General features: G+C 66.3%; 18 protein-coding genes. 5 read left to right on the top strand and 13 right to left on the bottom strand.

The genetic code is table 11. From position 1 onward, the window contains the following. Positions 1–179: 179 nt before the first annotated feature. A complete protein-coding gene (locus tag HALRU_RS00670; RefSeq protein WP_171814972.1) occupies positions 180–1,451 on the bottom strand; it encodes an outer membrane protein assembly factor BamB family protein in 1,272 nt (423 codons plus the stop codon). A gap of 181 nt (positions 1,452–1,632) precedes the next feature. Between HALRU_RS00670 and HALRU_RS00665 the strand changes: the two genes are divergently transcribed. The 3 genes from HALRU_RS00665 to HALRU_RS00655 are packed head-to-tail and all read left to right on the top strand — an operon-like array spanning position 1,633 to position 5,034. After that, complete coding sequence (locus HALRU_RS00665; RefSeq protein ID WP_015299492.1) at positions 1,633–3,711, top strand: PAS domain-containing sensor histidine kinase; 2,079 nt, start codon at positions 1,633–1,635, stop codon at positions 3,709–3,711. 31 nt (positions 3,712–3,742) lie between these two features. Then, on the top strand, positions 3,743–4,378 hold the full coding sequence (locus tag HALRU_RS00660) for a HalX domain-containing protein (RefSeq protein WP_015299491.1): 636 nt from the start codon (positions 3,743–3,745) through the stop codon (positions 4,376–4,378). After that, a complete protein-coding gene (locus HALRU_RS00655; RefSeq protein WP_015299490.1) occupies positions 4,375–5,034 on the top strand; it encodes an RAD55 family ATPase in 660 nt (219 codons plus the stop codon). Before HALRU_RS00660 ends, HALRU_RS00655 begins: the two co-directional genes overlap by 4 nt. Positions 5,035–5,111: 77 nt before the next feature. Here the strand turns inward: HALRU_RS00655 and HALRU_RS00650 are convergent, their stop codons facing one another. From HALRU_RS00650 to HALRU_RS00600, 11 genes are all read right to left on the bottom strand, one after another. Beyond that, positions 5,112–7,301 (bottom strand): phage tail protein, encoded by a 2,190-nt coding sequence (locus HALRU_RS00650; protein ID WP_015299489.1) that lies wholly within the window; start codon positions 7,299–7,301, stop codon positions 5,112–5,114. Between the two features lies 1 nt (position 7,302). Beyond that, positions 7,303–9,261 (bottom strand): putative baseplate assembly protein, encoded by a 1,959-nt coding sequence (locus HALRU_RS00645; protein ID WP_015299488.1) that lies wholly within the window; start codon positions 9,259–9,261, stop codon positions 7,303–7,305. 178 nt (positions 9,262–9,439) lie between these two features. After that, entirely contained in the window at positions 9,440–12,583 is a 3,144-nt protein-coding gene (locus HALRU_RS00640; protein ID WP_015299487.1) for a baseplate J/gp47 family protein, read from the bottom strand. Between the two features lie 6 nt (positions 12,584–12,589). Next, the gene (locus HALRU_RS00635; protein WP_015299486.1) at positions 12,590–12,988 is read right to left on the bottom strand and encodes a GPW/gp25 family protein; all 399 of its coding nucleotides are present in this window, start codon (positions 12,986–12,988) and stop codon (positions 12,590–12,592) included. A gap of 2 nt (positions 12,989–12,990) precedes the next feature. After that, positions 12,991–13,281 carry a PAAR domain-containing protein gene (locus HALRU_RS00630; RefSeq protein WP_007701622.1) on the bottom strand — a complete coding sequence of 97 codons (291 nt, stop codon included), beginning with the start codon at positions 13,279–13,281 and terminating at the stop codon, positions 12,991–12,993. Positions 13,282–13,291: 10 nt separating this feature from the next. Then, positions 13,292–14,032 carry a phage baseplate assembly protein V gene (locus tag HALRU_RS00625; RefSeq protein ID WP_015299485.1) on the bottom strand — a complete coding sequence of 247 codons (741 nt, stop codon included), beginning with the start codon at positions 14,030–14,032 and terminating at the stop codon, positions 13,292–13,294. Then, positions 14,029–15,051 (bottom strand): phage late control D family protein, encoded by a 1,023-nt coding sequence (locus tag HALRU_RS00620; protein WP_015299484.1) that lies wholly within the window; start codon positions 15,049–15,051, stop codon positions 14,029–14,031. Before HALRU_RS00620 ends, HALRU_RS00625 begins: the two co-directional genes overlap by 4 nt. Positions 15,052–15,065: 14 nt before the next feature. Further along, positions 15,066–15,728, bottom strand: coding sequence for a CIS tube protein (locus tag HALRU_RS00615; protein ID WP_015299483.1), 663 nt, complete (start codon positions 15,726–15,728; stop codon positions 15,066–15,068). Continuing rightward, positions 15,729–16,376 (bottom strand): hypothetical protein, encoded by a 648-nt coding sequence (locus tag HALRU_RS15895; RefSeq protein WP_245547756.1) that lies wholly within the window; start codon positions 16,374–16,376, stop codon positions 15,729–15,731. A gap of 3,681 nt (positions 16,377–20,057) precedes the next feature. Then, positions 20,058–21,182 (bottom strand): hypothetical protein, encoded by a 1,125-nt coding sequence (locus HALRU_RS00605; protein WP_015299481.1) that lies wholly within the window; start codon positions 21,180–21,182, stop codon positions 20,058–20,060. Between the two features lie 293 nt (positions 21,183–21,475). Further along, entirely contained in the window at positions 21,476–22,195 is a 720-nt protein-coding gene (locus HALRU_RS00600) for a lipoyl protein ligase domain-containing protein (RefSeq protein WP_015299480.1), read from the bottom strand. A gap of 55 nt (positions 22,196–22,250) precedes the next feature. On the opposite strand from HALRU_RS00600, the gene HALRU_RS00595 reads away from it, so the two are divergent. Beyond that, positions 22,251–23,246, top strand: coding sequence for a hypothetical protein (locus HALRU_RS00595; RefSeq protein ID WP_015299479.1), 996 nt, complete (start codon positions 22,251–22,253; stop codon positions 23,244–23,246). A gap of 92 nt (positions 23,247–23,338) precedes the next feature. Next, a complete protein-coding gene (locus tag HALRU_RS00590; RefSeq protein ID WP_015299478.1) occupies positions 23,339–23,803 on the top strand; it encodes a PaaI family thioesterase in 465 nt (154 codons plus the stop codon). A 52-nt stretch (positions 23,804–23,855) separates the two neighbouring features. On the opposite strand, the gene HALRU_RS00585 is transcribed toward HALRU_RS00590, so the two are convergent. Continuing rightward, positions 23,856–24,809: a dimethylarginine dimethylaminohydrolase family protein gene (locus HALRU_RS00585; protein ID WP_015299477.1), complete on the bottom strand. Its 954-nt coding sequence runs from the start codon at positions 24,807–24,809 to the stop codon at positions 23,856–23,858. Positions 24,810–24,852: the final 43 nt, after the last annotated feature.

The following is a 24,852-nucleotide window of genomic DNA, read 5'->3' as shown; positions in this document are numbered from 1 at the left end:
CGGTAATACCACTCATCTTCCCGCGGCTCTCGCTCACTTCGTTCGCATAGAGCCGCGTCTTCTCCGAACCACTCACTCGGTGACACTGTGGCGTAGACCGTCTCTCGATCACCGCTGTCTCCAAATTCGTCTCGCTATTCTCGTCCTACCACGCACGACGTCGACCGGCGACCAGTTGGTTACGCGAACGCGAGGAGTGTTTCGTCGAAGTCGCTCTCGTCGACGGCCGCCGACGGCAGGACTCGCACGAGCACCATTCCATCGAGGATCACCGGGCGTGAACGAACGGCGCCTGGTACCTCGACCGACCACGCCGACTCCAGCGAACCGCTCTCGAGGGCGACCAACCGGTTTTCGGGGTCGTCGCCATCGGTCTCGGTGGTGATCGCATAGCAGTTGTCGGCGCCGACCGCGAGGGCCCGCACCGCATCGGAAATCGTCGATCGGGTGACCTCGTCGCCGCTGTCGGCGTCGAGGGCGACGACGCCCGATTCGGTTCCGACGAACAACCGTCCCTCGGCTGCGGCGAGCGCTGTCACGGCACCGTCCGCGACCTGTTTCCGCCAGTCGAGATCTCCCGACGAGTCGACGGCGAGGACGGATCCATCGGCCGTCGCGGAGACGACGTGATCCTCGATCAGGGGCGGTGTCGACAGCGCCGCGTCGAATTCCTCGACCCACCGCTGGTCGCCAGAGTCCGCCTCGAGTGCGGCGAGTATCTCGTCGGACGCGTATGCAACGATCTCGTCGTCGACGGCGAAATCGATCGGGAGCGACGACTCGGACTCCCAGCGGTCGTCACCGTCGTCCACGTCGAACGCCTGCCCGTACGGCTGCGTGGAGCCGCCCTGGTAGGCGACCCCGTCGCGCATCGTAAGGAGAGGGGTCGACAGGTCCGTCGCATCGGTGGTCCACGTTTCCTCGCCCGTTTCGAGGTCGCGGCCGACGAGTTCGTCACCGTCGTCTCGCTCGCGATAGGCGACCACCGTCTCGCCGTCGGACCCCATCGCCAACTCGCCGCTCGCGAGCGGGCCGGCGGCCGTGGGTTCGCCAGTGGCGGCTTCGAGCGTCCCGACGTCGCGTCCGTCGGGCGGATACGCGAAGACGAGGCTATCGACGACGAGTGGATCGATACCCGATTTGGCACCGACCGCTCGCTCCCACGCGATCGACGGCTCACCATCGGGTCCGGAGCCGTCCGTCGCCGCAGTGTTTTCCGGGGTGGCCCGGTGTAGCAGCCACTCGCCGTCGACTCGCTCGTCGACGCGGCTATCCAGCGCTTCCTCGTTATCGTCGCCGTCGGATTCGCCATCTGTCGTACAGCCCGCAACGGCAGTGAAGAGCGCCGATCCCGTCACCGCGAGGACGTTCCGGCGTGTCAGGTCGGACGCCATCGGCCCCGACTCGGCTCGTTGTTCCTGAGGATCACGCGGCCGGCGATATGATTCCATGCGCATTGTTATACCTACATTACAATAAGTCCACTGCCATCTCTCACGAGTGGACGGGGTGCGTCGTCGCTGGCAGCGACTCCGTCGTCGAGATAGTCGCCACAATGTGCAGGAACCTGCGACCGGTTTCGGGCCACTAGCTACAAATCCCCAGATAGTCATCCTACAGCAAGAGACCCCCATGGCAGATCCTGCGATCTATCGAGCGTTCTTCGACGAACTGGACGACGCGGTCGCGGTTCTCGATCCGAAGACGGGTCGCTACGAGGCCGTCAATCCGGCGTACGCTACCCTGTTCCAGCGCGAGCCAGGGGAGCTCGAAGGGAAGAGAGTCATCGAACACGTAAATGAAACCCTCACACTCGATCGGGACGCGGTCACCGCAGCTCTCGAAGTGGCCCGGCGCGGCGATTCCCGGACCGTTCGGGGTGAACTGGACGAAACTGCCGGGGGCCCCCGTTCAGCCGAGGTCGAACTGGCGCCGTTCGAGTCGAAGGAGATCGAATCGATTCGGGCGACGGTACGACTCAGGTCGGCCTCGATCGACGAAGGAACGAGAGACGACGAATTGACGAACCGACTGGCGGTCGCACTGGAGGGCACGAATACGGGTGTCTGGGAACTAGACCTGGAGAGCGGGGAAATGGCCTGGACCAACTCCGCGGAGGAACTGTTCGGCGTCGAGCCGGAGACGTTCGACGACCTCGCCGAGCGCATCCATCCGGACGATCTTCCCACGGTCGAACGGGATATCGAACAGGCGATCGAGCGTGGCGACGTCTTTCAGACCGAACACCGGGTCCAGCACGAAAACGGCGAAGAGACGTGGGTCCTCGCGCGTGGCGAGGTTCGATCGGCGCAGGGGAACGCACATCTCGTCGGAATGGCCACCGACATCACGAGCAAGAAAGCACAGGAACAGGCGCTGGTACGCCAGGAGCACCAGTACCGGGAACTCGTCGATCGCCTCCCCGAAGCCTACTACACGTTCGACCGGAACTGGACGATGACGTACTGCAACGACGTGATCGCAGACCGGTTCGACACCCCAGCCGAGCAACTCATCGGACAGACCGTCTGGGACGCGTTCCCCGAAATACGCGGGACCGTTCTCGAGGAGACGTTCCGAACCGTGATGGAAACGGACGAGCCGGCCTCGTGCGAGTATCACGTGGAATCCCGAGGGTTCTGGGTCGACATCCAGGCCTATCCGTACGAGGACGGCATCGCGATCATCTCATCGGACGTCACCGAGCAAAAGCGGAAGCTCTCACTGGTGCTCGACTCTCTCCCGCTCGTCTTTTACCAGATCGACGCCGACAGGACGTTCCTCGAGTCCCGTGGCAAAGGCCTCGCCGAGCTCGGCCTCGAGAGGGACGAAGTCGTCGGCGAGTCGGTGTTCGACATCTTCGCAAAGCAACCGAGCATCGTCGCGGCGATCGAGCGAGCGTTCGACGGCGAAGCTGTCTCGCACACGACTCAGATCGGGACCAACCACTTCCTGGCCGAGTACAGGCCGGTCGTGGAAAACGGGGCGGTGACGAACGTCATCGGCGCCGCGATGGACGTGACGGAACTCGAACGCCAGCGCGAACAGATGGAGTTCTTCAACTCAATCCTGCGCCACGACGTGTTGAACGGGATGACGGTCATCAAAGCCCGCGGCGAAATCCTGGCCGCGGAGCTCGACGGCGATCTGGGCCAGTACGCTCGTACGATCGTCGACTGGTGTACGACGACGACCGAGGTCACCCAGCGCGTCCAGCGCGTCGTCGAGACGCTCACGACGCCCGAAGACAGTCTCCAGCTCGACTCGGTCGACGTCTCCGCGATCCTCGATCGAAAACTCTCGGAACTGCAGACCGCCAACCCCAGGATCGAATTCGAACGCGACGTCGCTCCGGGAATCGAGGCACGGGCCGACGAGTTGCTCTCGGAGGTTCTCGGGAACGTTCTGCTGAACGCGATCGAGCACAACGACACCGACGACCTCACGATCGACGTGACGGCCGCGGTCGACGACGAGGTCACGATACGCATCACCGACGACGGGGGCGGAATCGACGACGACCGCAAGGAGTCCGTGTTTCGCCGCGGCGAGACCTCACACGCCAAGGAGACGGGATCGGGCTTCGGTCTCTTCTTCGTCGACGTGATGGTCGACAAGTACGGCGGCGAGGCCTGGGTGGAAGACGCCGAGTCGGGCGGCGCCTGCTTCGTTCTTGAGCTGCCGCGAGCGACCACCGAGGCACAAGGATGATACACCCAACCACACAATGTGAGGTGCTCCCATGACCGACACAGACCCCCCGGTCGTCGCCATCGTCGAGGACGAGCCGGCCGTCGCGGAGAGTTACGAACTCTGGCTCGCCGACGACTACGAGATCGTCCGTGCCCACGACGGTGCCGAAGCACTCGACGTGATCGACGAGTCGATCGACGTCGTCCTCTTAGATCGCATGATGCCGGAACACTCCGGTGAGGAGGTCTTACAGGAGATTCGAGCCCGTGGAATCGACTGTCGCGTGGCGATGGTCACCGCCGTCGAGCCCGATTTCGACGTCGTCGAGATGGGCTTCGACGCGTACATCACCAAACCACCGGAGCGAAGCAATTTACTCGACACGGTCGAGACGCTCCTCGATCGAGCGTCCGTCGACGACGAGTTTCAGGAGTACCACTCCCTGATGGCGCGGCGAGGTGCCCTAGAGGCCGAGAAGTCCGAGGCGGAGCTGGCGGACAGCGACGAGTATCAGGATCTACTCGACCGGATCGACGCCAAACAGACGGCGGTGGACGACGGACTCGGGGACATGGGCTCCGAGATCGACTTCGTCAGTGCCGTTCGAGACCTCTCGGACGACGCGTCCGCCCACGCGGAGGACGTGGACGGAGCCGAGTGGGACGGAAACGAGGAGAACGCATGACTGACAGCTACGAAATCGGCGGCATCTTGCCCGACGACACGATCGACGAACTCCGTCCCGGGACGAACGTCGCCGTCATCGGCTCGTCGCATTCCGGGAAGCGTCACGTCGCACTGCAGTTAGTCGCGGCCGGCTACGACGTCGACGAAGGGATCCTCTGTATCACGACAAACAGCGCACGCCGGGTGTTCGAGGACCTCGACCGACACATCGACGCGATGAACCGGGACCGGATCGGCGTCATCGACTGCTCAGGCACCGGCGGCGGGTCGGTGATCGAAGCCATGACGGAGTCGGCCTCCTCCCCGGGCGATCTCACCGGAATCAGCATCGGAACAGCCAAACTGTCCAAACGGTTTCACAGCCGCGGCGTCTCCGACATTCGGTACGGCCTGGTCTCCATCTCGACACTGTTGCAGTACGTCGACGAGTCGACCGTCTTCAGATTCCTCCACGTGTTTACGAACCGAGTGAGCGAAACGGACGGGCTCGGGGTCTACACGCTCACCGACGACACACACGACGCGACGACCGTCAACACGATCCGCGGACAGTTCGACGGCGTCGTCGAGCTCAGGGAACGCGACGATGGGACGCGAGAGTGTCGGGTCCGCGGGCTCGGATCGGCGCCGAGCGGGTGGAACGTGTTCGAATAATCACGAGCGGCCGAACGCTGGTACCGGACTGGTTCGATCGAATCCGCGAGTCACATCGCCGGCTGGCCGATTTCTCGTCACTCGGTCGTCCGCCCCGGACCGAGGACGGTGTCCTCGCCGAGTGCGGCCTCGCCCATGGCGAATGCCCGCGGCCGGAGCGCGCTGTTGACGCCGAGGAACGTGTCGACGCCGAGCGTGAACTCGTCTTCGATGGGGAGGACCTGCGCGGTGACGTGGGCCGGTGTCTCCGTCTCGACGATGTGTTCGACGGCCTCCCGTTGTTCCGCCGAGTCGAACGGGCCACAACAGAGTGCGAACGACCGCGGCCCTGGCAACAGGGATGCGAACTGAGCTTTCGCTGCCTCGTTCTCGATGCAGTCTAAGTCACCCGGTTCGAGGAAGAACAGTCGCTGGTCGATGTCACGACCCGACGAGAGTGAGGAGGCGTCGCTCTCGGTTCCAGTCGCGTCCGACAGCCGAGAACGGTCAGATCGCTCCGCCGTCGCCCGCTCGGGGCCGGACCACTCCTCGTCGGTGGTGTGAGAGAGATAGAGTTCGAGCATCGCGCGCAGGCCGGCCTTCGTCCCCCGCTTCCGGTAGAGTTCGGGCGCCCTGGCGAGGAGTTCCCGTCGCGCGCTCTCCGGCCAGGATCGATAGTCGTCCGCGGCCAACCAGGTCTCGAGCCACTCGAGCGACTCGCTCGGCACCCCGCCCGGATCCATGTACCGGCTGAACCCCTCGATCTCGCGCTCGATCTCGACGAACGAGGTCTCGAAGACCGAGAGAAACCGTTCCAGGAAGGTCGCCGACCGGTCGTCTTCCTGGTACACCTCGGGCAGGTGTCGGAGATACGACTGTCGTGGACAGTACGCCGTCACTGAATCGACCAGCGGTGCCGCCGTCGGCGTCCCGACGAGTTCGACGGCCACGTAGAGGTACCGGCCCGTCGCGTCCCGCAACAGCGTCTCCTCGGGATCGATCGTCTCGACGAGCGTCCAGCGGGCGTCGGCGTGGTCGGCGAGCGTCTCGCCTGCGGCCTCACACCACGACCGGATCGTCGAGACGTCGAACCGGTCGGATCGCTCGGCGAGCTCGGTAGGCGCTGCCGTCGCGAGTGCCCACAGCGAGTCGACGCCGCTCTCCCGGAGCGCCTCGATCGCACTCGGATCGAGGCCCTCAGTGGCGAGGCCCTCGGCGTCGAACGAGCCGATCGCCGCCTCGTCGGTCGCGACGTACCGGAGTCTGACCTGCGTGCTCGCCGAGGCACGGGCGATATCGAGTGCGATTCGGTGCCACTCGACGGCATCTCTGCCGGCGTCGAAACGATGAAACGCCACGCCAACGTGACGATCGCGTTTCGGGTGCCGAGCGTACTCGCCAACCTCCTGGAGCGCGTAACTCGCCCGCTCCTCGCCCAGGAGCGCGTAGAAGACCCGCCGGCTGTGCTCGTCGGTCGGCTGGCCGACGAGGTCGACACACGGTCGCGCGAGTTCGTGACGGAGCGTGAACCGTTCTTGGTCGGGGTCCCACTCGAAGAGCCCGTGTCCATCCCGGTCGTCGAACGTTCCGGCGACGACGAGGCTCCCTGACGGAACGGCGATCGCCGTCGGCGTGAACGAGGCGTCCTCGGTGACGAACGCACCAGTCGAGAGGGGATACAGCCCCTCACGACGCTCTTCCTCGGCGTCGAACGCACGAACCGTCCGTCCCTCACTCGTCTCGTCGAGGACGTACATCCGGCCGGCACAGACAGCGAGGTCGATCGGCGACTGCAGCCACCAGTCGACGGTCAGTTCTGCCTCGCCGCCGACAGTCACGAGCCGATCGTCACCGTCGACGACGTAGACGACGCCGTCCGCGTACCGGAGTGTGCGTGGGTCTGCCGCCTCGCAGGGAAGCTGACCGAGTTCCCGCTGCAATCGCGGCGAGAGCGTGGCGATCGAGCCGTCGGCGGCGTCGGCAACGTAGACGCGATTCTCGCTCGCACACACCGCACATGGTCGATCGATCGAGGGCTCCGAGCCCTCTATCAGTCGCTGATGCAGGTCCGTCGCGGGATCGTAGCGATACAGCGCCCCCGAGTCGTGGACGGTGTAGAGGACGCCGGTCGGATCGACAGCGTGATCGACGACCGACACGCCGAGATCAGCCTCGCGGATCGAGGTCGTTCGCGCGATCGACAGGCCGCCGTCGACGACGGCGGCGTTGCGTTTCACCCACTCGTTCCAGTCGGCCTCACTCGTCGCCGTCGAGTACGAGTACTCCATCTCAGTTCACCCCACCCGCCCCGTGTAAGTCGACCGTCACCGAGTCGACGGCGAACAGCGCCGCGTCACCGATCTCGACCGTGTGTTCGTCGACCATCGTCCCTCCGTGGGCGGTGATCGAGAGATCCGAGACGTGATCGATCGCCTCCAGATCGGTGAGTCGCTCGACGAGACGCGTCCCCTGTAACGGCTGTCCGAACGGCCAGCCGTCCCCGTCGGCGCCCGTGAGCGGGTGGACGTACGATTCGACCGCTTCCGCGACGGCGGTCTCGTGATTTCGCGCCGTGTATCCCGGACGCGTCCGGCCCGTCACGGACAGTTCCAGGCCGACGTAGCGCGGCCCCCGAACGGAGACGCGGTCGGTCAACAGCGTCCGCTCGTCGACGTGTGACTGGACGGCCCGGACGAACCCGTCGCTGGGAACCGGCCGGCCCACGTCGGGCGGCGCGTACGGAACGACGACGACGGTGATCGGATCGCCGACGAGTACGGCCGTCCGGGCGATTCGCAAGCCGGGCGTCCGCGCGGCCACCGAGCGAACGTCGTCGGCCGTAACGGCGCGATAGGGGCGTCTGAGATCACGCCGCGCCCGGCGCATGGCCGCTTCGATCGACTCGGCGTCCGTCCCGCCCGTGGCCCCGGAAAGTGGGGAGACGTCACCCTCGGCAGTGGCGAGCGACGTCCCGGAGAGCGCGGCGGGCATCGGGTCGGCGAAGCGCCAGACCGCACCCGGCGACACGTTCCCCGCCTCGCCGCCGCCGTAGACGTACGACGCCGAGATCGTCGCGTTCGCCGGGGGAACCCGTCCGGAACGCCCGTCACCGAACGTCACGCGACCGCGGGATCGGTCGAGGACGTAGTGTGGATCGTCGGGGCCAGAGGCGTCGAAGTCGGAAACCTCGGTGAATCGCTCGCCATCGACGCTGACCGTCGCGGCGAACAGGTTCTCGTCGGGGAACGCGTAGGTCTGTCCGTCGAGCCCGAGGGTCTCCTCGGTGCCACCGGAGCCGGGAACCGTCACCGGTCGGAGCGGTTCGTCCGCGACGCGCGCCCGGTGGCTCGCGGTGACGACGTTCGTTCGCACACCGTCTAGCTGTGGCGGAAACTCGTATCCCGGCGTCTCGACGCGACAGCGGAGCCAGCCGCGGTCGTCCGACGCGTCGGTGAGTGCGTGGTCCCGTCCCGACGCTGGTTGCGACGCCGTCGGGCGGGTGAGTTCGATCACCCCACCGTCGTACATCGCGGTGGTCTCGTCGACGGCGATCGACAGGGATTCCCACGAGTCCATCTCGGGACCACGGTACGCCCACGAGATCTCGACCGTCGGCGAGACGGACGGCTCGTCGGCGAGGGCGTCGCCCGGGGCTGGATCCGGGAGGTCGTCGTCGTGATAGTCGACGACGAGCGTGAGCGCGTCCGTGCCAGCGAACGGGTCGCCGTCGAAGCCGAGGAACAGCGCGGCGTCGGCGCAGATGTCGTCACCGAACGGTCGATAGAACATGCCACTCGTTCGATTCGCTTCGGTGTGGTCCGTCTCGCCCGTGCCGTCGACGGTGGCGACGCGATCGATCTCGGCCCCCGAGAGCACGACGTCGTGGTCGGTCTCGAACCGATAGCTCTCGTCGGCGCCGTCCGCGACGGCGAGACCGGTTTCCGCCGGAATTCGCGTCCCGACAGTCGAATCCGGCGGGTCGATCGACAACGGCGCGGATGCAGCCGTCTGCGGTCGGCGTTCGTGCCCGAGGAGCCGAAGGTACTTCTCCCGGTGGGCATCGGTCACCTGGTCGAGCTGATAGCTGTGAGTCTCCGTCACCCACGCGAGCACTTCGAGGATCGTGATCCCCGGATCGTGCGGGTTGAAATCCGTCCACTCCGCTTCGTACGCGGGGATCAGTTTCTTCGCCTGCTCGAGTAAGTCCTCGTACGTTTGATCGTCGAGCGTCGGCACGTCTATCCCCATGTGACTGCCACCTCCGTGTCGGCACTCGTACGGTGCGGTGCCGGCGGGTGTCGACAACACGCCGATACGTCGGCGACTATCGACACCGACGGCACGCCGGTGGCAATCGGTACTGACGGCACGTCATCGGCCACCGACGCCGACAGTCGTCGCCCTCGGTGAGCGAGCGAGCGGTCGCTCATCGGTCCACCTCCATCGTGACCGTCAGGTCGTGGGACCCACTGCACGGAAGCGTATCCCGGGGAAGCGGGCGGTGCTCGTCGTGCCGCGAGAGGGTCCGACTGTCGCCGGGCCCGGAGAGCGTCACGTCGAACGCGAGGACGTCCGCGACAGCGTCCACGTCGGCCACGATGTCGGCGAGTACCTGTGGCTCCGGTAACTCGCCGAACGGCCATCCCTGGCCGTCGTTGCCCGACAGCGGGTGCAGGTAGGCGTCGAGTCGTGACGAGATCGTTCGCTTGAGCTGTGAGACGCTCTTGACGCCCGTCGCCCGGACCGTCGCCTCGACCGACACCTCGCAGTAGCCCGGTCCACGAACGACGATATCGGCCCCGTCGTCAGCCGCGACAGACGCCGGCGCTCGGTCGTAGAGTGCCTCGCGAACGCGGTGTTTGAGTGCGACGGAGGGGACCGGCTTCTCCCGCTCGGTCTGCGGGACGATCAGGACCGTCACCCGGGACTCGCCCGCCCGGCGATCGAGCGACGGATCACACGAGACGACCGCGAGCTCCGGGAACGTCGCCATCGCCACCTGCTCGTAATCGCTCGGCGTGACGGCGCGCCCGCGATGTTTGAGGCGGTTCGTCGCCCGGGAGACGAGCGTCGCCGTCGACTCGGTGTCGGCGCCACCGTCGGCCGCCATCGGATTCGTGACCGATTCGACGAGGGCGATCGAACTGTTGAGCGTCGTCACCGCACCAGCCTCGACGGTCCCGTCCCGGCCACCGCCAGTGGTGAACGTCGCCCGGACGTTGTCGGTGCCACTCGGCGGGATCGCACCGGCGTCACCGTCGCCAAACTGGATCACGCCGAGCGTTCGATTGGGGACGTAGTGACGGTCCATCGGCCCCGAATCGAGGAAGTCCTCGACGGCCTGCCAGCGAACCCAGAACGCGCTGCACTCTCCCCGTGCGTCGTACTCGGGATCGACGTCGGCTGGGCGTGTCTCGCGCAACCGCCGGCGCTCTCCGGCCGAAAGCGTCGCGCGTTCGTCCACCCACACGTCGACGTCGATCAGCGGCGCGTGCGAGCACCCGAAGGACTGCTCGTGCGAGCCGTCGCTCGAACCGAGAATTTCGTCTTCGATCGTCGTCGTGTTGTAGGCCCACCCCGTGTTGCTGTAGAGGCCGTCGAGAACGGGCGGCGGTGCCGTCCGATCCAATGTCGCCGTTACCTCGTCGGAAGCCGGCGACGTCGAGGCGGTCGCCATCGACGCGGCCGCGAGGTCGAACTCGTCTTTGGTCACGCGAGCGCGGATCCAGTGGCGCTCCCGGCCGAACAGTGACAGCGGCCGGGTCGGCGTCGGAAGCGTGAACGTGACCATCCCGCGCTCGGTGAGACCGGCGGTCCGATCGACGACGTCGAGCGGTTCCCACTCGCCACTGGCCGGGTCGGGACAGTACTCCCACTGGACGGCAGTGTCGAACGAGGGCGGGTACGGCGCGTCCTCGACCGGGACGAACAGCGACAGCGGGCCGTCTCGCAGCGGTTCGTCGAAGCCGACGTAGACCGTCTGCGTCTCGTCGGCCAGATCACGGAAGGCGGCGAACGAGTCGTCGCGGGACGCGAGGTCCTCGCTGTACGAGGCGTTGTTGTGTCGAAACACCGCCTCGAACGGGCGCTCGCCGCGGTCGTAGTGGACCACCAGTTCCTCGAAGACCGGCTCGTCCGCGTCGGAAACACGCCGTCCGCGCTCGCCGTCGTCGGTGACGTCGAACTGCGGGTGGCCGTACGAACCGCTGACGAGCCGGCTACGTATCCAGACGTTCTCGTGGCCCGAGACGGTCGTCGGCTCGATATCGTCGGGCACGTCGAAACTGACGCGTCCGCCCGTCGTCAGCGCGTCCGTCTCGTCGGTCACCGACGTGAGTCGCGTCCAGCCGTCGCCGTTCCAGTACTCCCAGGAGAGGTGTGGCGGTCCGACGACGACACCGCCGGCTACCAGCCCGGTGTCGTTGTCGGCTTCGGTCACATCGGTCGCCGACGTAGCGTCGTCACCAGCTGACGGTGGGACGAACTCGAGTTCGACGACACCGCCGGGTTTCGTGAACGCTTCTTCACACGAGACGTAGAACGTCGCCGGCGGATGGGGCATCCGTCCGAACGGCCGAAGCGTCTCCGCCGGCGACAGCGGCACGTCGTTCGACAGCAACTGATCCGGTTCGCGCCCGTCGGGACAGCCAACGTGGATCGCAAGCGATCGAATCGTCGCCGAGAGCGATCGCGACGCCTCACGCCGGCGACAGCGAATCCACCGACTCGTGGTTCCGGCGACGGTGTGCTCGACGGTCGACCCCGGCAACCGAAAGGTCCGAGCGGCGTGGCGGCTGTCGGTCGCCTCGAACCGGTCACTCGTCGCCGATCGAGACTGGAGTCGCTCCTGTAAGCGTTCGACACCGACGTCCTCGTCGGCCCACTCGCCCTCCGTGGACTCGGTGAGCGGGTGCCAGCCCTCGTCGCCGTCGGGATCGACGCCGTAGTACTCCCACTCGACTGCGTCGAACACCCGATCGGCGTCGTCCACGGCCGTCAGCGAGAGGGTGAACGACGAGCCCGCATCGAGCGTGAGCGCAGCGTCGCTCCCGAGATAGAGGACGTGCGCCTGCCGATTTTCACCGTCGAAGAGCGTAACGGGCCCGTCACCGTCGACGAGTTCGTCGTGTGCGACGATCCGATCCGTCGAGGGGTCGACGGCGACGAGGTCGGCGAGCCTCGCGCCGGTCGCCTCGAAGCCGCCCTCCTGTGGCAGTTCGAACACCTGCGGCTCCCCCGATCCCGTCTCGGCGACCGCCTGCGTCCCCGCCGGAATCGCCACGTTCCGATCCAGATCGGTCGATACCCGAAACGTGAGGGGGACGCGTGCGGCCTGGGGCGGCCGCCGGTCGAAATCGAGTGCGTCGAGGAACGCGAGTCGGTGTTTCTCGGGTACCTCTGCCAGCCTGGTCCGGAGATCCGCCTCGAACTGCGAGAAGATCCGCACCAGTGCCCGGCCGGCATCGGGCGTCCGTGGGTCCCACGCCTCCGTATAGGCGTCGGCACGCTCGAGTAACGTCTCGAACACTGCCTCCTGGTCGCGATCACCCAGTCGTGGTCCCTGACTCACGCGTGCTCACCCATCGCCTTCGGTGATGTGGAACGGGTAGACCATGTTCGCGAGACTGTTCGTCGTCCGAACCCGGTAGTCGATCTCGATCAGGACCCGATTGGGCTCGTCCGCGTCGGTCCGCGCCGAGACGGTCTCGACGTCGATCCGCGGCTCCCAGCGAACCAGCGACTCGTGAACGGAGTTCTCGATCAGATTCAGCGTCGCCGGCGACGCCGACGAGTAGACGTGATCGTGGATGTCACAGCCGAACTCCGGACGCATGAGGCGCTCACCTTTCGCCGTCCCCAGGATGAGCCGAATCGCCTCCTGAATGTCGTCCTCACCGGACGAGAGGGCGAGATCGCCACGATGGTCCGGTCGAACCGGGTACCGCCAGCCGGAGCCGAGGAATTCGTCAGCCATGGTTAGCCGATGAGGACGCTGGGACAGCCGGCCGCGATCGTGTTCGGCGGCCCGCTCTCGACGATCGTATCACCCATCCGGGCGGCGGGGAGCTTGTTGATCAGGACGGACGTACTCCCCGCGACGACGGGCCCGCCCACGTGAGGGACCACACCCGTCGTCAACGGACAGGTGTGGACGTCGCCGAGCGCGCGCCACGCGGGCTTTTTGCCGATCAGGACGTTCGGACTGGCGGTACCGGTCAGTGGCGTTCCGTGTGCGGTCTGGTCGCCGAGTCTGGCTGCTGGTTTCATAGATATCTCCTCAGTTGAGCTGGATCAGGGCCCCTTTGAGCGTCATCGGGCCCGTCGAATCGATCTTCATCAGGCCGGACGACGAGATCGCGACCTGCGCGTTACTCGAGAGCGAGACCTTGTTCTTGCTCGAGACGTCGACGGCGGTGCCGCCGGAGAGCTTCAGCTTCTTCTTCCCATTGACCGTGATTGTAGGCGCTTTCAGGTCGAGTTCTTTCGCCGCCTCGATGGAGACACTGCCGCCCGAGGAGTCGAGCGTGATGGCGTTATCGCCCGTCTCGTCGCTGATCGATATCGTCTCCGACCCGCTCGAATCGTCGATGCGGATCTCGTGCCCGCCGCTCGTCTCGATCGTGATCGATCCCTCGTCGGCGTCGTCGAAGGTGATGGCGTGGTCGCTCCGTGACCGGATCTCGCGAACCTCGTTTTTCCCCTCGGTGTTCGTCTGCGGTGGCTTTTGCTTGCCGTTCCAGAGCGAACCGACGACGAACGGCGTGTGAATGTCACCGTTCTCGAACGCGACGAGCACCTCGTCGTCGACCTCCGGGAGGAAGTACGAGCCGTAGCCGTCCCCGGTCATCGTCGTCGCGATCCGCGCCCAGTAGCTCTCGTCGTCGGCGTCACGCCACGGAAACTTGAGCTTGACTCGACCGAGGTCCTTCGGGTCCTCGTTGTCGGTGACGATGCCGACGACGACGCCCTGAATGCCACCATCGGAGGTCTCGCCGTCGAAAACCCCTGCGCGCGTCATGCCGGCACCTCCACGACCTCGAACGACGTCCGGTAGCCCGAGGCACCCATCCGATGGGTCGCCTTGGTCACGTGGTATCGCCCGGAGAATCGGGAGCCGAGTTCGGCCAGTTCGATCGTCTCCCCGGCCCGAATCTCGGGAATGCCATCTGCCTCGCCGTGGCCGGTGACGATCCCGTCTGCGTACTGGTTGTGCTTCGTCGTCGCGATGCGTTTGGCCTCGTCTCGTGACATGGCTGGTACTCTGAACACCTCTTTGTGAGCCGCACTCGCACTGCCTGCGGTCGCCGTGATCTCCTCGCGCTTCCCGACGTCCCACGACCGGACCTCGACCCGGTAGTCCTGTTTCTGCTGCGTGCACTCGCCGAAGAAGTCGTGCAGCGCCTCTCCGTACCAGAGTTCGACGACCGGGTCGTCGTCGACGGCGCTCGATCGCGGGACGAACCGAACCGTCTCGCGCGTCGCGTAAAATTCGAAGCCGTAAGTCGCTGCCAGATCCTGGATGAAACGGTAGTCGGTCTTCCCGTCCTGAATGAGTTTCTCACGCTTGATATCGGCACGCTGGACGTCGATCGAGGAGAACGCGTACGACGAGAGGACGTCTTCGACGGCTTCGCCCACCGTCGTCTCCGACCACGAGTCGGATCGCGTCCCCTGCATCGGCTCCCAGAGCAGTCCGTACCCCGAGAGCTGTACCGACGGGCCGCGATCGAGCGTGAACTCCCCCGAAACCGACTGGATCTTGCCCGACAGTAGCGGCGTGAGCTGGCCGTCGGCTCCGTAGCCCATCGAGATGTCGACGTCCGTCCCGATGGCAAACGCGTCCCAGTTCAGCCCCGCGAATTCGTCGAGTTCCTCGTCGAACGGATAGTTCAGGGTGAACGAAAACCGATCGGCACCCTCGAAAGAGGTCTCGACGACGAGGTCGACGATTCGGCCGCCTGGTTCCTGAAACGTCTGGCCGCCGACGTCGACGGTGAAGCGGGGCGAGTATCGTGGGTGGTTGTCTATCGTACTCATGTGACGTCGCTCGATTACAGCGGCGGCAGTTCGAGTCGCTCACCCGCCGCGATCGCCCGCGGGTTCTCGATGTCGTTCTTCTCGGCGATCGTCCGCCAGTGGGAGGGGTCGCCGTACTCCTCCGAGGCGATCAACCAGAGCGTATCGCCCTCCGTCACCGTCCAGACCTTGGTCTTGTCCGTCGACTCGGGCGAAACCTCCGACTTGTGGTAATCGGCCGTCTTGTACTCCGTGAAGACGACCGAGACGCGTGCCCGAATCGGAACACCGCTCGGCAGAAACTTCGTGAACTGCTTGTTCGCCCGTTCGAGCAGCGCCGTAAAGGTGATTCCGTCGCCCCAGACGAACCGGCAGACGGGCGGCGCGTGGAGTTCGCCGTCGACCGACAGCAGCGTGTCGATGTGTTTGGTATACCGCTCGCGAACGTCGACCGTCGCACCGTCCGCCTCGAGCTCGTCGGTCGTATCGAAAAACAGCTCCATCGAGAGGCGTTCGGCGTTTCCGTCGACGAACTGCATGATCGACGCCCCCGATCCCGTCGCCTTCATCTCTCCGTAGTTGACGCTCTTTTCTATCGTGTACGAGTTCGGGTTGAACGAGCACTCGATCGTCTCGCCCCCCTGTTTCCCGTTGACGATCATGATCTGTGCCTTCTCTAGCGTTCCGCTTCGTGACATCTACAGTCCCCTCCGTTCGCGTTCGATCCGCTGTTTGCGTTCGAGTTTCCGGTACAGGCGCTCGACGACGCGGTCGACGTCGGCGTCGAATCGCATCGCATCGTCGAGCGGGGCGTCGACACCACGCTGCCGGTCCACACCCCGGGGACTGCCGTCGATCCCACCAGTTCCCGCTTCACTCGCACCACCGACAGCGTGGGTTTCGTTCGAGCTGCTCGTGTCCGTCCGTGGCGGCAGATCGTCGAGCGCCGACGCCGGCGTCGGATGCGGTCGATCCGGTTCGTCATCGGCAGGCCGCGAGCGGGATCGGCTTGCCGCCGTCCGCCGGTTCGTCTCCGGGCGAGATCGAGACACATCGGCCGATGACGAACTCGACCGGGTGCCTGGCGTCGCCCGGTGGTTCGGTCGCTGGCTATCGGCCGCCGAACGGGCGGACGAATACCCAGCGCCCACACTGCCGTCTCGCGATCGAGTGGTACTGGAATCGGCCACCTGTGGCGCGTCCGTCCGCGCACTGCCGAGCCCCGCAGTCGCTGCGGGGCGGGAAGCACCAGCAGGGACAGTCGAATCCGACTGCCCGGCGTCCTGCCCTGCCGGTGACGGTGTGTGGCGATAGACGAACGTCGCATCGCGAGTGGCTGATTTCATATTGTTATCCAGTTCACCGTTAGATATTCGTTTCTTTCCTGTTATTTTATATCTATCTGTTTTCGTGTCTTCGGCCGGTCCAGCTGCGTGGGCTGTCCGAGTCGGCGCGGGTTGGGTGCTGGAACGATCGGCCGCCTGTGCAGCGGACACATCAGCTGACCCGGGAGTGACGGGCGGCGACGAACCGGTCGTGGTCTGACCGCATCGGTCGACTGGTGAGTCAGTCATCGGACCTGAGTCCGTGACGGCTGTCGCCGACGACGAAGTCGTGCGGTCTGCGACGGTGGGCGTCCGTCCCGCCGCGACATCGCCGTCCCCCTCGGTCGAATCGACGGCAGGACCACCGAAACTGACAGCGCTGAGCGGTTGTGTCCGATCGATCACGCGCCGGGTCAACGAACGGGTGCGGAGCCCCTCGCCGGGCTCCCGACTGCCTGCCCCGCTGGCATTTGCTTCGGGCGACGTCGGCCCACCTACAGTCGACCCAGTGCCGACCGATGCGGCACGGGCCGGGACCGACCCAACGAGTCCAGTCCCACCGGTGACCCCGACCCAATCGGCACGCGATGGGACCGGTGATCGATCCGCACCGACGTTTCGCGAGGTACGTTCGCCCCGGTGCTCGCGTGCAGCCGCACGCGTGGCCACCTGTCTTTGGCCAGCAGCACGCCGACGGGACGACGGACTATCGACACCGACGACAGCCTGGGTCGAACCGTCCTCAGTACCTGAAAGAGGGGTGTCGTCGACAGTGGAAACAGCGGCGGCATCGGGACTCGAACGGTGGGCGTCTTCGGTACGGAGAGTGGGAGTGTCGCGGGCGCTCGACGCTGCGAGGAACCCGACTCCGTCCGAGTCAGGGTTCCCCTCCCCGCCGAGTGGCACCCCGGTTCGATCCGTTCGGCTGGAGCCGGTCGAAGTCGCAGTCGAGACACCACACTCGTCGGTCGCTCCGTCAGCGTGGACTCGCACCGTCCGGCGCGACGGCCGTTCCCGGTCACGACGAACCGGCTCCGCGTCGTTTTGTCGCCGCAACGGTCCCACAGCGTCGGCCGGTCGAGCGGGCACAGCTTCGGACGGTCGAACGACTGCATCGGCAGCACGCACAGACACGCCCTGGGTCAGGTGAGCGGTCGGCGAATTCTCCCCGTCTGGCCGCCAGCGTGTGATCGGCGTCGAACCGGCCGACGAGGGACGCACAGCGTGTAGCGCCTGTCGTGGCGGTTCCACGACATCGGACGAGGCCGTCACAGCGGCCGAGACCGACGAACCGATCGACGCCGACGTACCGGTCGACGTTTCACCTGCGCCAGTTGAGGCACCACCGACACCAGTTGGCGAAGAAACGGTGTAAGAACCACGAGACTGCGGCCGGGCGACCGTCGCAGACGACGAGTCGGCGTCACTCGACACCTGCGGGCGGCTCGCCCCATCGTTCGGCCGTGTCCGATCGAACGGCTCCGCCGACCGGGCGTGGCGAGCGTTTTCGGGCTGCACGGTCGTCACCGTGGGCGACTCGGGAGCGGACCGCTCGCTTCCGGCTCGGTCCGCACCAGTTCCGGGCACCGGTCGCCTCACGCGTGTCGACGTGACCGACTCGATATCCGGCGGCGACCCGGACACGATATCCAGCGACGACCGAGGGTCGATTTGTACCGCAGCCCGGACGTCGGCGTCGGAAGCCGTCCCAGCGGATGGGGAACGCGGCATCGAAAACAGCCTGGCCCGTCGCTGCACGGCAGCACCGACGGTCCCGGGCGTTCGCCCGTCGACGCCACCGGGTTCGACGCCGTCAGTCGGACTCGGCGTCGTCCCGCCGGCTGCCAGTGCTGCAGTCGGTGATCCCTGCTGACCTGGAGTTCGGGTCGCCTCGACTCCAGTGGTGGTCGATCGAGCTGGAGCGTCGCCTTCTCGGGACGACAAGCATAGCCTGGCCGCTGACTCCGAATACGGGCCGGCCACCCCGGTTGTCACCGTCGGACCGGCAGTAGCCGGCCGATGGGCGATCGGTCCCATCGCTTCGTCACCCACACGGTCCGATCGGCCAGTCGAGCGGTCCAATTCGTTCGGCGACCGGCGCGCACTGTCGACCGGAATCGCGCCGTGAGTGGACTCACCGACCTGATCACCGGTCGGAGCCGACACAGCGAGGACCGTCGGTCGTGGGGCCACCACACCGGCATCGCCCAGCCGACCCGACCCAACCGAGACGGCACTGCTGGGTTCGGACCGGCCAGTTGCGATACGTGTGGCGGGGCGCCAGTCGGCCCGGCCGGCCGTGGCCTGAACGAGTCGAGTCACGCCAGCCGTCGAATCGGATTCGGCCGTCGAAAGCGGGAGGGGTGGCTCCGTGCCGGTCGAAGCCACCGTCCCGGTGGGAACGGACGGCGGGTGAGTGTCGCCGAGAGACCGGTCGACAGGTTGTCGAGTGCCACTGGAGCGAGTCGTCGACGGCTCGACTGCACTGTCGGGGGAGGGCTGTGCTCCAGCGATCGATTCGGGGCGAACTGGCTCGCCGTCCATCGGTTGTGCACCGACGCGTGATTCACGTCGAGCACTCGTCCCGGCAGCCGGTGCCGACCCGTCGGCCCCGTGACGACCCGTCGTCGGCCCCATCGGTTCTCCAGGTCGCTCCGCCGTCGGGACGGAAGCCGATCGTGCCGGACGAGTCGCCGGTTCGGGAGTGTACATTCGTGGCCCTGCGGCCGTTCTCTCGGCGATGTCCGACTGCAGTTCTCGGCGTTCGTCATCGCGGGGGCGGCCAGTGGACGGGACACCGGACTCGGGCCGCTCCTGAACCCACGCTGCGTCGTCGGTATCGACTCCTGTGTGCCCCTCCCGTCGAACGAACGTCCGTCTCGCCGATGGGGATGTCGTGCTCGGTGAGTCGGTTGCGGACGTCGTCTCGAACTCGCCCGATGGATCGATAGCGGCGATCGACGTGCTGCGTTCGCTGGATAGGGTCCTGACTGGCCACTCTGTGGTATCGGCCACCGGCTCTTCGCTGTCCGTAGCGGCGACGGCTGTTCGGTCACGACGGGCTGGCACAGACGATCGAATCCGAGCTGCGTCTGTCGATCCGCCGGCATCGGGAGTCGTCCCGTCGATCCAGCCACCCGTCGACGGGCGTTCGACTGTCGGTCCGGACGGATCCAGCCACGTCAGTCCGTCGTCGACAGTCGTCGGTGGATCACCACTCGGGTTGCTGCCGTCGAACGCAGCCACGTCGCCATCGGACGTTCGGCCGTCGACTCGCCGCCGGCGAACGGTGAGTGCGAGCGTCGACCAGCGGCGAACGATCCGCCGAACGAACCGGCCAGCGAGCCGATCCGGATCCGTCGTCTGGATCGAGCGCTGGCGTCTGGCGACAGAGCCCAGTCCGCTCGTCACCGCTGTGCCGATCGGTGGCGTCGGCGACCCCGCGTCGGACGCCTCGCCACCGTCGCGATCGAACCGCGAGATGGAACAGCCGTCGCTCGTGACGGTGCACCTGACGTCGCGCAGGGGCAGACTGGCCGTGATACGGTCGTCCTGATAGGTCATTGGTGGGCGAGATCCGGCTTCGCGCGTACCTTCCTATTACTCGTGAGGTAAGTTAGTATTTTCCCACAGAGTCGTTTATGTGATATCCACGATATCCGTCTAAATGTAGACCGGAATGTCGACCGTGAGTGAGCGGCGTTACTCCTGGGGAACCAGTTCCGTTTCGGACGGATTCGTTGCCGAAGTGGCCTCCGGCTTCGAGAGCGACCCATCGACGGCGTCGTCGGCCAGTTCGAGCGCGAAAATGTCGCCCGATTTGGTGAACAACGTCGGCGTCTCACCACCTCGTTTGAGGCTGTAACCGAGCGGCAGGTCGATCGATTCGTCGTTGGGTTCGAGCGTGAATGAATCGGGGATCTCGAACGTACAGACCGCACCGGGGCGAAGGGTGACCGCCACACCGAGTCGGTAGAGTTCGAAGGAGGTATCCCGGATCCGCGACTGGGCGAGGTCCACCGACGTACTCGACTCGTTCTTGATGGTCAGTTCGCGTATGGGTCGACCGTCGGGCGTTCGAACGGCGACGATAGTGATGTCCGTTCGCTCGACGGTCGTCGTCTCGTAGCGGTTGTAGACGGCGAGCGTGATTGCGATTCCGAGGAAGGCAGTGAGCACCGCCGTGATCGTGACGGACGCTGTCCCGGCGTACCACGTCCAGACGGCCCACAGCGAGAGACCGCCGACCATCGCACCGAGGAAGCCGACGATCAGCGACAGCGTCCGACTCTCCAGTCCGCGGGTGTGGACGTAGCCGGTCTTTACCGACGAGAGGGCAGAAGACTGGTCGCCGTTGCTCCGCCGATCGAACAACAACACGAGTCCGGCGGAGAGCGGCCAGGTGACGAGAAAGCCGAGCACGACGGTGTAGGCCGGGACGCGATCGAAGTGGGTCGCGACGAGTAGCGCGCCGGCGAGAAGCGTCGCGACGAGACAGCCCACGATCACCGCCTGTGCCCACGCCGAGTAAGTGTTCCAGTAGGTCGCGATCTCCGCACGGTGGCGACGGACGAGCAGGACACTCCCGCCGACGAGCAGCCCGAGCAGTGCCACCACGATGAACACGACGGTGGTCGGCTTCAGGTACCATCCGACGAGCGGGGGCGAAACTGACGGGACGTACTCGACGAGGCCCGTCGGTTCGGCGAGCAGCGCTGCGAGAAGCCCCGCGAACACGGCCACGACGAGGACGGGAAAGACCGGGGCGAGCCACTGTGACACGACGCGGCCGAGGACCTTCTTTACCGGGCCGAGAAGTGCGTTCATCGGACCACCCCGCGACCGGCGGGCCGTCCGGCAGTCCGTCGACGACCACGAATCCACCCGGGAGCCTCACTCGTGTTCATGCGATCCAGATAGTGTCCAAAAACCACTGGCGAAATATAAAGACATTGATTTAATAAATCAGAGCCAGATAGGAGTTCGATGACGGACAGGAGTCAGTAACATCCGGTGGGCAAACCATAATGGAGAGTGCCAGACAGCGGCGAAAGAAGGTAACAGGCGGGTGGGCCTGACAGTCCAACCAGATAGTAACGGACAGCCAGTCTCGGTGCTGACTAAACGGTTCGAACCCGTACGTCGGGCCCATCTCGGTCGCCCTGTTCGGCGCCACTGGGGGCGGACAAGGCCTCTTCGAGCGCTGTGCGGACGGTCGCGTGCGCATCGCCACCGACCACGGCCGCGCCAGCGCACCCGACCGTGTGCCGATCGAACGGGACGTCGAGTGCCTCGTAGACAGCCTGCAACACGTCGGCGATGGGGCCGGCGTTGTCGACGAGGCAGATCCCGGCCCCGAGCGCCCCGTCAGCGGTGACGCGCTGGGCGAGGCCGACGACTTTCCCGCCGTCGGGGAGCCGAAGTGAGTGCGTCCCGGGACAGAACGAGTTCGGCGGTTCTCCCTCGACGACGGTGACGCCCGCCGCGTCGAGGCCGTCGACGATAGTCCCGGTCAGTGACGCGTAGCGGTCCTGAATGCCGGACCGGATGTCGGTGACGGGTTCGGCGCGAGCGAACGCCAGTGCCGTCTCGCCGTCGTAGGCGACCGCCCGGCCACCGACGCGTCGCTCGACCGGCTGGAACCCCCGTTCCGCGGCGAGGCGCCGGGCCCGTTCGAACCCGTCCCGATTGGCGTCTCGCCGCCCGAACGCGACCTGTCGGTGCGGCGTCCAGACGCGAACCGCCCGATCACCGTCGGCCGCGTGGTCGAGTAGTCGCCGACTCGCCTCGCGATCGGCGGCGATGGTCTCGCCGCGCCCGCGATAGACGTAGACCGTCACAGTCGACGGTTCGAACCCGAACGAGGTAAACCTACGCGACTCGCAGGTCCGGCCGATGACCGACGGTGGTGGCAGTGAGCACCAGTGGGGTCCAGCGGGAGCCGGAGCAGGTGACGGAACGCATCGTGTCACCCTCGGCGACGACGTACTCGACCAGTACCGCCGGTTCTCCCTCTACAACTCGCCCTATCCGGCCCACGATGCGGGCTGCGCGATCGACCTCTACCCCGGCGACAGCGACCCCGACGCCGGGCTCGCGACCGCCGCGCCGTCGCCCGTCGGCGGGACTGTCCGCGAGACGCGGACGGTTCGCGCCCCACCAAAACCCTACGCACCCGACCACGACCACCTACTTCTCGTGGACGTCGAGACACCGGCGCCCCTCCGCGGGCTCGTCGCCCGAATCCTCCACGTCGCTCCGGCGGTCGAAGCTGGCGACCGGGTCGCGATCGGCGACGACCTCGGCACGCTCGTCCGCGCCGGCTTCTTCGCCCCCTGGGTCGGCACCCACCTTCACGTGGGATTCCGGACGGCGAAACAGAACCTCCACCGCGCATCGGGCTCGCTCCCGATCGACCTCGGCGTCGCCGTCCGGCCGCTCGCCTGGGACGGGACGGGGACCGTCGTCGCCACCGGCGAGACCTGCGCGATCCTCGACGCGCCCGGCCACCCGTCTCCCGGCGACGAGTGGGTCGGAATCGCGGCCGACGACGGTGGCGTACTAGACGGCGGCCTGCCACACTACGAGACGGGCGGCGTCCTCCACGGGACCGACGAAAGCCGACCGACGAACGAGTCCCCTCAAGGGGCCGAGCCCGCTCCGGAGGGCGAGTGGTCGGCGCAGTCGGTCCGACTGAACGGAGACGCAATCGGCCGGGCCGACGGGCGGACGATCCACTGGGGTGATGCCACGGTGCTCGTCGACGGGGAGCCGGTGACCGGCCTCTCACTTTCCTGCGCTCGTGACGACGGATTCGGGGCGAAGCTGATCTGTCCGGATCGGGCGTTCGCGATCGGCGATCGAGTCCGCGTCTCGATCGCACACCAGTGACGGAGTGGCGCCGGTGTGGCAATGAAACGCCGTTCAACGTGTCGAATCGGACAAACGCAGAATCCAAGAGTGCGCCCGACGGACAGGAGAGTATGAGCGACGAGTACGACGCGATGCGGGAGACGTTGCAGGCCCACATCGACGAGCAGCACGAGTTTCTCTCCTGGCTTGGCATGACCGTCGAACACGTCGAAGACGGGCAGATGACGCTCCGGGTCCCCTACGACGAGAAGTTGACGAACAGTCGCCCGAACGGGGGACAGGCCGAACGGCGAGCGGACATCCACGGAGGCGTCGCGGCCACGATGGTCGACACCGTGGGCGGGCTCGTCCTGCGGACGCGGTTCGACCGACCCGTCCAGACCGGTGTGGCGACGATCAACCTGAACGTGAACTACCTGCGACCCGCGACGGGCGACCTGTCGGCCACGGCCGACGTGATTCGCGTCGGTTCGACGGTCGGCGTCAGCGAGATCACCGTCGAAAGCACGACGCCGGACGGCGAGACCCACGAGGTCGCGACCGGGCAGGGCTCCTACCGGATTTTCAGGGAGTGAGACGGCGGTTCGAACGACGATCAATTAGGCGACGATCGAGTTCGTCAGTTCTTCACCGCGGCGTGCCGGCTTCGAGCGAGAGACAGAACACGGAGCCGCCGGCCTTCTCGAACTCGCCCGTCTCGATCGGGACGGGTTCGTACCCCGCGTCGGCCAGAATCGACGCCGTCTCCGGATTGTCGGCCGGGAGGAGGACGTGTTTGCCGTCGACGCAGTGGGCGTTGCCCGCCATCCCTTCGTGGGACTCCGCGACGGGGATTTCGAGGAGCGTCTCGAACACCTCGTCGAGCCGCGCCAGACCGTCTGCCGTGAACGCTTCTGGCTGGATCAACGCGGTCGCGGCGTCGAGCGGCGTCAGGCAGACGTCCAGGTGATAGTAGCGGTCGTCGGTGAGTTCCAGCGCGAGAACGGGCGTATCGAGTCGGGCGGCCAGTTCGTCGTAGACCGCCCGGTCGGTTCGAACGCCGTAGCCGCCCCAGAGGAGGCGGGCTCCGGGGTGCCAGAGCGCGTCACCGGTCCCCTCGAACGTGTCGGCGGGTGCGTCGAAGACCTCGTAGCCCGCGTCCGTGGCCCAGGTTTCGAGGTACGCGGGTTCGCCCTGGCGCTCGTCTGTCGCCATCGACGCGAGGACGAACCCATCACCGTCGGCGGTCGGAACGCCGAGATTCGCGGCGAAGACGAGATCAGGGTGGGCAGTCGGCCGGGCGGGTTCCGCCGTCGCGGCCGTCTCCCCGCCGCTGGCGTCGAGGCGCCGCCAGCTGTCGTCGGGATCGAGGACCGCGACATCGGCGTAGCGGTCGTAGGCGTCCCGGAGCGCCCGCCACTGCGCCATCGCTCGCTCTCGATCCACGTCGCCGCCCATGTACGGGTTGATTTCGTACGTGACGTCGAAGTGCGTCGGCCGGACGAGGAGGATCCGATCGTACCCGGGCCGATCGGCGCAGTCCGAGACCGTGAACGGCAGTGATTCACCCTCGTCGACGACGCGATCCGTGGCTCCGGTCATTGTTCGAGACTCTCCAGAGCCGAGAATAACGGTTCCGGTTCAG

This window comes from Halovivax ruber XH-70 (assembly GCF_000328525.1).
Lineage (GTDB): Archaea > Halobacteriota > Halobacteria > Halobacteriales > Natrialbaceae > Halovivax > Halovivax ruber.
The sequence above is the reverse complement of the archived record's forward strand: the minus strand, read 5'-3'. Positions and strand labels throughout refer to the sequence as shown.

Bases quoted from the DNA above. Each gene is read 5' to 3' on its own strand.
- HALRU_RS00585 (WP_015299477.1), bottom strand. From the start codon at position 24,809: ATGACCGGAGCCACGGATCGCGTCGTCGACGAGGGTGAATCACTGCCG.
- HALRU_RS00655 (WP_015299490.1), top strand. From the start codon at position 4,375: ATGACTGACAGCTACGAAATCGGCGGCATCTTGCCCGACGACACGATC.
- HALRU_RS00660 (WP_015299491.1), top strand. From the start codon at position 3,743: ATGACCGACACAGACCCCCCGGTCGTCGCCATCGTCGAGGACGAGCCG.
- HALRU_RS00605 (WP_015299481.1), bottom strand. From the start codon at position 21,182: ATGAACGCACTTCTCGGCCCGGTAAAGAAGGTCCTCGGCCGCGTCGTG.
- HALRU_RS00630 (WP_007701622.1), bottom strand. From the start codon at position 13,281: ATGAAACCAGCAGCCAGACTCGGCGACCAGACCGCACACGGAACGCCA.
- HALRU_RS00645 (WP_015299488.1), bottom strand. From the start codon at position 9,261: ATGGGGATAGACGTGCCGACGCTCGACGATCAAACGTACGAGGACTTA.
- HALRU_RS00670 (WP_171814972.1), bottom strand. From the start codon at position 1,451: ATGGAATCATATCGCCGGCCGCGTGATCCTCAGGAACAACGAGCCGAG.
- HALRU_RS15895 (WP_245547756.1), bottom strand. From the start codon at position 16,376: ATGAAATCAGCCACTCGCGATGCGACGTTCGTCTATCGCCACACACCG.
- HALRU_RS00620 (WP_015299484.1), bottom strand. From the start codon at position 15,051: ATGAGTACGATAGACAACCACCCACGATACTCGCCCCGCTTCACCGTC.
- HALRU_RS00635 (WP_015299486.1), bottom strand. From the start codon at position 12,988: ATGGCTGACGAATTCCTCGGCTCCGGCTGGCGGTACCCGGTTCGACCG.
- HALRU_RS00615 (WP_015299483.1), bottom strand. From the start codon at position 15,728: ATGTCACGAAGCGGAACGCTAGAGAAGGCACAGATCATGATCGTCAAC.
- HALRU_RS00625 (WP_015299485.1), bottom strand. From the start codon at position 14,032: ATGACGCGCGCAGGGGTTTTCGACGGCGAGACCTCCGATGGTGGCATT.
- HALRU_RS00590 (WP_015299478.1), top strand. From the start codon at position 23,339: ATGAGCGACGAGTACGACGCGATGCGGGAGACGTTGCAGGCCCACATC.
- HALRU_RS00665 (WP_015299492.1), top strand. From the start codon at position 1,633: ATGGCAGATCCTGCGATCTATCGAGCGTTCTTCGACGAACTGGACGAC.
- HALRU_RS00595 (WP_015299479.1), top strand. From the start codon at position 22,251: ATGACCGACGGTGGTGGCAGTGAGCACCAGTGGGGTCCAGCGGGAGCC.
- HALRU_RS00650 (WP_015299489.1), bottom strand. From the start codon at position 7,301: ATGGAGTACTCGTACTCGACGGCGACGAGTGAGGCCGACTGGAACGAG.